The 8,039-nt window shown below is 45.9% G+C and carries 8 protein-coding genes and 1 pseudogene; 4 read left to right on the plus strand and 5 right to left on the minus strand.

Translation table 11 applies throughout. The features are described 5' to 3' along the window. Positions 1 to 395, plus strand: a pseudogene (locus tag BGL89_RS04770) (Uma2 family endonuclease); the annotation flags it as partial. A gap of 6 nt (positions 396 to 401) precedes the next feature. Here BGL89_RS04770 and rpsF read toward each other — a convergent pair. Further along, positions 402 to 791 (minus strand): 30S ribosomal protein S6, encoded by a 390-nt coding sequence (rpsF, locus tag BGL89_RS04775; protein WP_286824694.1) that lies wholly within the window; start codon positions 789 to 791, stop codon positions 402 to 404. A gap of 145 nt (positions 792 to 936) precedes the next feature. On the opposite strand from rpsF, the gene BGL89_RS04780 reads away from it, so the two are divergent. Further along, positions 937 to 1,728: a fumarylacetoacetate hydrolase family protein gene (locus BGL89_RS04780; RefSeq protein WP_286824695.1), complete on the plus strand. Its 792-nt coding sequence runs from the start codon at positions 937 to 939 to the stop codon at positions 1,726 to 1,728. On the opposite strand, the gene tpiA is transcribed toward BGL89_RS04780, so the two are convergent. After that, positions 1,715 to 2,440 (minus strand): triose-phosphate isomerase, encoded by a 726-nt coding sequence (gene tpiA, locus BGL89_RS04785; RefSeq protein WP_286824696.1) that lies wholly within the window; start codon positions 2,438 to 2,440, stop codon positions 1,715 to 1,717. The two genes, BGL89_RS04780 and tpiA, sit on opposite strands and share 14 nt — an antisense overlap. Before the next feature lie 370 nt (positions 2,441 to 2,810). Between tpiA and BGL89_RS04790 the strand changes: the two genes are divergently transcribed. Next, positions 2,811 to 3,575 (plus strand): metallophosphoesterase family protein, encoded by a 765-nt coding sequence (locus BGL89_RS04790; RefSeq protein ID WP_286824697.1) that lies wholly within the window; start codon positions 2,811 to 2,813, stop codon positions 3,573 to 3,575. On the opposite strand, the gene BGL89_RS04795 is transcribed toward BGL89_RS04790, so the two are convergent. The 3 genes from BGL89_RS04795 to pgl form a co-directional block, all read right to left on the minus strand. Next, on the minus strand, positions 3,494 to 4,741 hold the full coding sequence (locus BGL89_RS04795) for a site-2 protease family protein (protein ID WP_286824698.1): 1,248 nt from the start codon (positions 4,739 to 4,741) through the stop codon (positions 3,494 to 3,496). The two genes, BGL89_RS04790 and BGL89_RS04795, sit on opposite strands and share 82 nt — an antisense overlap. Before the next feature lie 117 nt (positions 4,742 to 4,858). Beyond that, positions 4,859 to 5,509, minus strand: coding sequence for a double zinc ribbon and FHA domain-containing protein (locus tag BGL89_RS04800; RefSeq protein ID WP_286824699.1), 651 nt, complete (start codon positions 5,507 to 5,509; stop codon positions 4,859 to 4,861). A 64-nt stretch (positions 5,510 to 5,573) separates the two neighbouring features. Next, entirely contained in the window at positions 5,574 to 6,296 is a 723-nt protein-coding gene (gene pgl, locus BGL89_RS04805) for a 6-phosphogluconolactonase (protein WP_286824700.1), read from the minus strand. 324 nt (positions 6,297 to 6,620) lie between these two features. On the opposite strand from pgl, the gene BGL89_RS04810 reads away from it, so the two are divergent. Beyond that, on the plus strand, positions 6,621 to 7,412 hold the full coding sequence (locus tag BGL89_RS04810) for an HpsJ family protein (RefSeq protein ID WP_286824701.1): 792 nt from the start codon (positions 6,621 to 6,623) through the stop codon (positions 7,410 to 7,412). Positions 7,413 to 8,039: the final 627 nt, after the last annotated feature.

Here is an 8,039-nt window from a genome sequence, read left to right on the forward strand (position 1 = left end):
CCCAGGTGGTGTTTGAAATCCTCTCTCCGAGCAATAGTGCCAGGGAAATGCTCAAAAAGCAGTCTTTCTATCGAGAGCATGGGGTATTAGAAATGTTTTTCTATGACCCAGACTCCCATGATTTCTGGGGATTGGTGCGGGCCAATCAGCAAGAGGATTTTTTCCCGGTAACGGCCTTGAATTTTCCCTGGACTTCCCCAATCCTAGGGATTCGGTTTGAGATGTTTGAAGAGGGTTTAGAGGTCTTTTATCCCAATGGGGAACGATTTAAAGACCCTGAAACCCTCTTTGAGGAACGCAACCAAGCACAACAAGAACGCAACCAAGCACAACAAGAACGCGATCGCGCTTTTGCCCGATTACGGGAATTGGGCATTGACCCGACCGAGTTGTGACTATAATTAATCTTCAGCGGAGATACTGTCATCTTCCACCACCGCTTCGGTGATAGGAGAGGGCGGAATTTCCGTTAAGGGAGATAAATCGGCAGGAGGGGCCACCACGCGATCGAGTTTTAGGGTTAAATAACGAATAACCTCATCACTTAAACGCATGGTGCGTTCCATGGGGGCGACTTGTTTGCCGGTTGCCTGATAATTCATCTGCACATAGACACCATCATTGAGTTTTTTGATGGGATAGGCCAGACGTTTTTTACCCCACACCTTAACTTGAATGTCTGTGGCGCTGTGTTCGCTAATCAGAGTCCGATAACGTTCCACTTGTTGCTGAACGACTTCTTCCCCTAAATCGGGACGGAGAATGTAAAGAGTTTCGTAGTTATTGCTCATCTCAGAATCCTTATGGACTAGAAGGCTTCTTTGTCAAGACCGGAGGTTAATTGATTTTCATAACTCTCTAGCTTTTAATAAAGAAGCAAGGATATATGATCATACTACTATCCGAGAGTCGATCGCTAGTCATTCCCAGAAAAATATGGCGCAACGCTATGTACGAGTGAAACATCGTCAAGGACAAATCTTCTACGGACTGTTACAGCTAAACCGTAGCGTTGCTGTCTTTGATGCCCCTCCCTGGCAAGGAGGGCAACTAACCAAGCTAGAATTAGAATCTGATAGCTACCAACTATTAGCCCCCTGTTTCCCGTCGAAAATTATTGCTGTGGGCAAAAATTACCGCGCCCACGCCGCCGAGATGGGAACACCTGTACCAGAAGAACCGCTTTTATTTCTCAAGCCACCGACAACAATTATCGCCGATGGTGAAACGATTTTTTATCCGCCCCAATCCCAAAGAGTGGATTATGAGGGAGAATTGGCATTAATTATCGGAGAAACCGCCAAAAACTGCACCACAGCCCAAGCCAGAAGCAAAATCTGGGGTTATACCATTGCTAACGATGTCACCGCTAGGGATTTACAGAAAAAAGATAGCCAATGGACGCGGGCGAAAGGATTTGACAGTTTTTGTCCCCTCGGCCCTTGGATTGTCCGGGAATTGAGTATCGGGGCCCAATTAACCACTTTTCTCAATGATGGCAGCGAACCCAAACAAAGCAGTTATCTCAGTGATATGGTTTTTCCCCCCGATGTCTTGGTGGCTTATATCTCCCAAGTGATGACCCTGCTGCCGGGGGATGTGATTTTAACGGGAACTCCCGAAGGAATCGGAGCGATGCAGGTGGGGGATAAGGTTCGGGTGGAAATAGAAGGCATCGGGGTTTTGGAAAATAGCGTCATGGCAGCAGCATCAATTAGCGATAATTAACAATGCGGGCGAATACGGCGGGGTCTAGACTCGCCCCACCGACTAAAGCCCCGTTTATCTGCGATTGAGCCATAATTTCATCGATATTATCGGGTTTTACCGAACCACCGTACTGAATGGTTACTTCGGGATTATCTAATTGTTGCCGAATCAAACCGATAACGCGGTTCGCTTCCTCGCTTTCGCAGGTTTCCCCCGTGCCAATCGCCCAGATGGGTTCGTAGGCGATAACGAGGTTTTTTTGGTCAACATTGACTAAACCTGCTTGAATTTGCTTGATAATTACCTTTTCCGTTTCTCCGGCATCTCTTTGGGCTTTACTTTCTCCCACGCAGATAATCGGGATTAAACCTTGTTTTTGGGCAGATATGACCCTTAAATTGACGGTTTCATCGGTTTCGCCAAAATATTGCCGGCGTTCACTGTGACCGATAACCACATAGTGAACCCCAATTTCGGTTAACATATCCGCCGAGATTTCGCCCGTATAAGCCCCCGATTTTTCCCAGTGGACATTTTGCGCCCCCAGACGGATACGACCACCGTGGAGGGTTTTAGAGAGGACAGCTAAAGCGGTGAAAGGCGCGCAAAGAACTACTTCTCGGTCGTCGGGGGTTTCCTCTAGATGGGATTTAAAATCTTGCAAAAACTCCAAAGCTTCTCTTTGGGTTTTGTACATTTTCCAGTTACCTGCAATAACAACTTTCGGCACAGCTTAATTAATTTAGTAGATTTGATAATTTATGGTACATTTTACTGTAAGCCTTTTTGTTACCCTAAGCAAGATCACCGATAATCGCTGTTTGTCGTGAACAGATTTCTTTAATACTTTTACCTGTACCTAGGGCTGGCTGAATAAATCTAAAAACTTTGTTGGATAAGGCTTTTAGACTTTTTTTCCCTCAAAAAGTGCCGGACCATTGGAGTGATCGGGGGTAAAATTCCGGGACTTTTTCCCTGAAAATTAGGTAACTGACTACCTCAAAATCGGTAAAACCCTACACCCCACACCCCACACCCTGCACCCACGAAAAACTTTTTCAGCAGACCCTACCTATGCCCTAGTCCCCTACCAAATCCTCATGCGAACCTTAGCGATCGGCGATATTCATGGTTGCTCGAAAGCTCTAGATCACTTGCTAGAGATCGTCAATCCCAAACCGCAAGATACTTTAATCACCCTCGGTGATTACGTTAATAAGGGCAGAGACTCGAAAGGGGTGATCGATCGCTTGATTTACCTACATAAACAGGGAAATTTGATTCCCCTCAAAGGTAATCACGAGATTATCATGCTGCAAGCCCGTCATAACCCCCTCAAACAGCGTCTCTGGTTAGAAAAAGGCGGTAAAGCCACGCTAAAATCCTATAGCGAAGGCCACCTGATTAAAATTCCTGAATCTCACTGGGATTTTTTAGGAAAAGTCTGTATAAATAGCTACGAAACTGCAAATCATTTATTTGTTCACGCTGGTCTCGATCCCCATCTACCCCTGGCCAGACAACCAGAATACAAACTCTTTTGGGAGAAATTTCAAGATCCAGCCGCCCATAGTTCGGGAAAAACCATGATTTGTGGTCATACCAGCCAAAAAAGCGGTAAACCGATTAATCTCGGCCATGCCATTTGTATCGATACTTGGGCCTACGGTAAAGGCTGGTTAAGTTGTTTAGATGTGGAAACGGGGAAATTGTGGCAGGTTAACCAGGGAGGAAATTTTCGGATTAGCCATATTCAAGATTATTATCGTCCATCCTCTCTACGTCAGGACATTAAGGACGGTTCGCCGATTTTTGGCGGTTCACTCTTGTCAAGAGCGGCAGCAATGACATTTAAGGGCAAATAACTGGGATAAACTCCCTCGCGAGCGCGTTTAATATCCGTTTCCTCTAGGGGAAGTTGGTATTTAATCGCAATTGCCTTGAGGATATCGCCGCGATCGATCACTCCCGCTACGGCGGAGGCTGGTGTTAACACCGTGATCATTGGGTCCGGGATGGTTTCCAATTTCTGCACCACCGTCACTAAGGGGGTTTTTTCCTCAACATTGGGAATTTCTGCGAGGGGATGGGCAATATCAAGCAGTTGTTTTTCTGACCAGAAACTCCGCTCGATCGCCTGTAAATCTTCCACCCGAATTAATCCCCGATAACGTCCCTCGGACGCAGCAAAATAAGCAGTATTGGCGGCTGCTTGGTCTAAAACGTATTCTTGGGCGAATTCCTCTAGGGTTTGATGGGCGTTTAAAACCCGCCAATTTCTGCTCATCACCTCTCCCGCTGTGAAATTGAGGAGACTTTCCTGTAAATTAGTCAAATTATCGTAGGCGCGGGCATTTCTGAGGATAAACCAGCCTATTAATCCTAACCAAGCACCCCCCACAGCTGCCGTCAAGAGAACCAAGAAAATCCCCAAAATAATCCCCAACCAACCGATTAATTGACCACTGATCGCAGCCCAATGTAAACCTTTCCAGCGATCGCCAGTTGCTTGCCAGACGATTGCTTTGAAAATTTGACCCCCATCGAGGGGTAAACCGGGGATAAGATTAAATAGAGCCAAAAACAGGTTAATTATCGCTAAATGCCCGCATATATAGGTTAAATTAGCGTTTAAATAGGGTAAGTGACTGGCTAGGGATAAGAGACAAAACAGGAGAAAACTGACGAGGGGTCCAGCGATCGCTACTTGCAGGGCCTGGGGAGGAGTCCGAGATTCTCGATCGATCGAGGCCATACCTCCAAAGAGAAACAGGGTAATGGAATTGACCTGGATGCCTTGGGAACGAGCCATGAAACTATGACCTAATTCGTGGAGTAAAACCGAGATAAACAGCAATAAAGCCATGATTAAACCAAGTAACCACGCTAAAACAGAACTCTGAGCGGCCAGAGACTGAATTTCTGCATCGGTGGCATTGATCAGGGTGACAAAAGCCAGAATCAAAAACCACGAGGAATCAATATAGAGAGGAATGCCCAATAAAGAGCCGATTCGCCAATTTGTACGCATAATTTTCAGTGGGGAAGTGGGGAAGTGGGGAAGTGGGGAAATGGGGAAATGGGGAAATGGGGAAATGGGGAAATTCAACTAAAACCCTAACCCCTAACCCCTAACACCTGTCCCCTTTTAGGACATTTGGAAAATAAAAGTCATTTTGTCCCCTTTACCGAGGGAAATGCGATCGCCAGCCCGGAGACGATGACGATTGCCGGGGGGTAGGGGGTTGTGATTAACGTAGGTTCCGTTAGCGCTGCCGCTGTCTTCGAGGTAATAGATGCCCGCTTCGACGCGGATATCGGCATGAACCCGGGAGACGATATCAGAATCGGGAAAACCGGAAACATCGATATCGGGGGGAATGCGATCGTTAGGTTTGCCGATATGAATTACCGATAGATGTAGGGGTAATTCAATTTTGCTATCGGTTTGCAGGTGCTGCAGACTAGCTATTTCCGTCTGTAAGCGGGTGGCAGCCGGAACTGGTGGAGGAGCAACAGGAGGAGGTGCGATCGAGGCGACGGTGGGTGTAGGGACTGGTGGGACGGGTTCCGGTTCCGGTTCCGGTTCCGGTTCCGGTTCCGGTTCGGCCTCGGCTGCCACCATGGCAGGGGAATTAGGCTGTAAATTGTAGCCACACTGACCGCAAAAGGTGGCATCAGTTTGGATGGTTGCCCCACAACTAGGACAGGAAGACATCCGCGGCAGGGGAGTGTAACAGGCCTCGCATTGACTGGCCTCATCGGGGTTAGTATGTTCGCAATTAGGACAAACGATCATTTTTAAGGAAAAAGGAAAAAGTTAAAAAGCAGATTAGGGGTTGGGTTTTAGTTGACCCTATCCCCTAGACAAAAGAGGAACCAGCGGCCGCATCGAGCAACCAATATAATTCCCCGGCCGGGGGGTGGATGAGACGAGAAGGATAGGAGAAAGAGTCACCATAGGCAGAGAAAATCTCATGTAGAGCGGGGCGTTTACTTTCGCCGGCAGCGATAAAGATCACACAACGGGCCTGATTGATCAGGGGAACGGTAAAAGTTAAGCGGGGATTGCCGTCTTTCTCGCCGACGGTGATACAGCGATCGCTCACCGTTAAAGCTGCCGTGTGGGGAAAGAGAGAGGCGGTGTGACCATCATCGCCCATTCCCAATAAAATCAGGTCAAAAACGGGAAAATCGGGAGAATTGACCCCAAACCATTGGCGGAGATGATCATCGTATTTTTGGGCGGCCAGCTGGGGATCGGGGTCATCCGTGGGCATAGGATGAATATTAGCGGCCGGGATCGGTATGCGATCGAGCCATGCTAACCGGGCCATGCGTTGATTACTGTCAGGATGCTTGGGACTAACGTAGCGCTCATCTCCCCAGAAAACGTGAATTTTTGACCAGTCGAGGGGTTGAGAGGATAAAGCCTCGTAGAGAGGTTTCGGGGTGCTACCGCCGGACAGAGCGATCGTAAAATAGTCCTGTTGGTCGAGGCTGGTTGTGATTTTTTCCAGAACCAGCGCCAGAGATTTTGCGATCAGAGCTTGTTTATCAGCTAAAACTTCCACCAATTTCTGCATGGGTTTTGTTATCAACTCAGGGGGCTGTCTTTACTATAGGCTAACCATTCAGGACTCATCTGAGAGCTTGGGAAAATTTTATTCTTTGAAAGGGATTAAGTTTACCGATACCATATTGAGGTAATATTTCTAGAGTCGATTCTCGAAAGGGGTTGACAAGCAGAACAATTTAACCATAGTGTTGGGCAGGAGGTCGAGCAAGAGTTAATTAGAAATTGCAGTTTGTCGGAGTGCCTCTCGGCAAAATCCTTCTGGGAACCCCCAGCGAGAACTTTTAAACAGACTAATGAATCTATTCATTGACATACCATTACAGAAACAGCGATGAACAGTTTTACTTCTTTGTCCCTGAAATTAACGGGATTGGTTTTCATTATTTCCTTCCTTTTGGATGGGTTTATCCTGCCGCTGCCCTATCGATTCAGTCAATCCCAATGGCAGGTAGGGTTCGTCACCACCTTTGTCGATCGAGGAATTGTTCCTCTCCTGGGTATCGTTCTCGTTTTAATCGCTTACTGGATTGACTCCAACAATAAAGATGTCATTCCTAGAAAATCCCGCTTTGAATTGCGTTGGCCGATTTTTATTCTTTCCACACTGTTGGGTTTAGTTTTTCTGTTGATGATTCCTGTTCATATCAATAATATCAACCAGATTAAAAACAACGCTTTGACTCAAATTGAACAGGGTGTTGATCAAGGGGAGGGACAAATTCAAGCTTTCTTAGCCCAGTTAAATACTCTATCGCAAAATCCCCAACTATTAGAACAGGAGATCTCTCAGAGAAATCAAGTAATTGAAACTGGTCGTTTCCAAGGACAACCGATCAACACGGAACAGTTACAGACCCTACGTCAACAAAGAGAACAATTAACTAATTTACGGGATTTATCCAAAAAACCGAAGGAGTTTAAACAGCGATTAGATGAGATCAAAAATCAGCTACAAACTCAGCTGCAAGATCGGCGAAAACAGGCAGAAAGCCAAGCTAACTTGGAGGCTTTGAAACAGTGGTTAAGAATTGGTATTCAAAGTATGTTGCTATCGATTTGCTATAGTTTGATCGGTTGGTTAGGCATTCGAGAACTAGGTAGTATGAAAAAACGCACCGCCTAAGAAGGGGGTTTATCTTAATGATGAAGTATAAAGTTTTCGTTTTCGGGAGTCAGAATTCTCCGAGTCAGGAGACGAGCGCACATAAGAGCATACTTCATCCTTATGATCAAATCTGTAACTACTTAAATATTCAGCCACAGGGTATCATTTGCTGATGCCCTTTTATTTATTAAACCTCTTGCATAATTAATTTTTGGTGGTTCAAAAACGTCTTATAAGCTGTTCGTAATTTAAATTGCTTGGGCCAGACGAGGCACTCTTGCACTCTTGCAAGAGGCAAAGGGCAACACCCCCCAACCCTAGTAGGGCTGTTTCATTCTCCGAATCTAATTCTTTTTTTTGCTACCTTTAATCGCTTATGCGGTAAGCAAAGCACGACGTTTTTAAAAATTTTCAGCTATTTATTCCGAGAAATCGACTAAAAACGTTGGCAGATAAGGATTTGAGATAATGACATTTGAGAGAATGAAACGACCCTAAAGAGCTATCCATTAGTCAGATCTTTCTTAACAAAAAGAGAAGAAACTTAAAAAAAGGGGCTCTTCGGTTTGTGTTATGCAATGGACGGGGGTTATAAGGGATGTAACCCTTATATAGAAAGGCATTTAGCGATTTTTGTCAATTGTT

Source organism: Microcystis sp. LSC13-02 (assembly GCA_002282935.1).
Taxonomy (GTDB): domain Bacteria; phylum Cyanobacteriota; class Cyanobacteriia; order Cyanobacteriales; family Microcystaceae; genus Microcystis.

Excerpts from the sequence above, each read along its gene's own strand:
- BGL89_RS04800 (WP_286824699.1), bottom strand. The coding sequence starts at position 5,509 with ATGATCGTTTGTCCTAATTGCGAACATACTAACCCCGATGAGGCCAGT.
- BGL89_RS04780 (WP_286824695.1), top strand. The coding sequence starts at position 937 with ATGGCGCAACGCTATGTACGAGTGAAACATCGTCAAGGACAAATCTTC.
- rpsF (WP_286824694.1), bottom strand. The coding sequence starts at position 791 with ATGAGCAATAACTACGAAACTCTTTACATTCTCCGTCCCGATTTAGGG.
- pgl (WP_286824700.1), bottom strand. The coding sequence starts at position 6,296 with ATGCAGAAATTGGTGGAAGTTTTAGCTGATAAACAAGCTCTGATCGCA.
- BGL89_RS04790 (WP_286824697.1), top strand. The coding sequence starts at position 2,811 with ATGCGAACCTTAGCGATCGGCGATATTCATGGTTGCTCGAAAGCTCTA.
- BGL89_RS04795 (WP_286824698.1), bottom strand. The coding sequence starts at position 4,741 with ATGCGTACAAATTGGCGAATCGGCTCTTTATTGGGCATTCCTCTCTAT.
- BGL89_RS04810 (WP_286824701.1), top strand. The coding sequence starts at position 6,621 with ATGAACAGTTTTACTTCTTTGTCCCTGAAATTAACGGGATTGGTTTTC.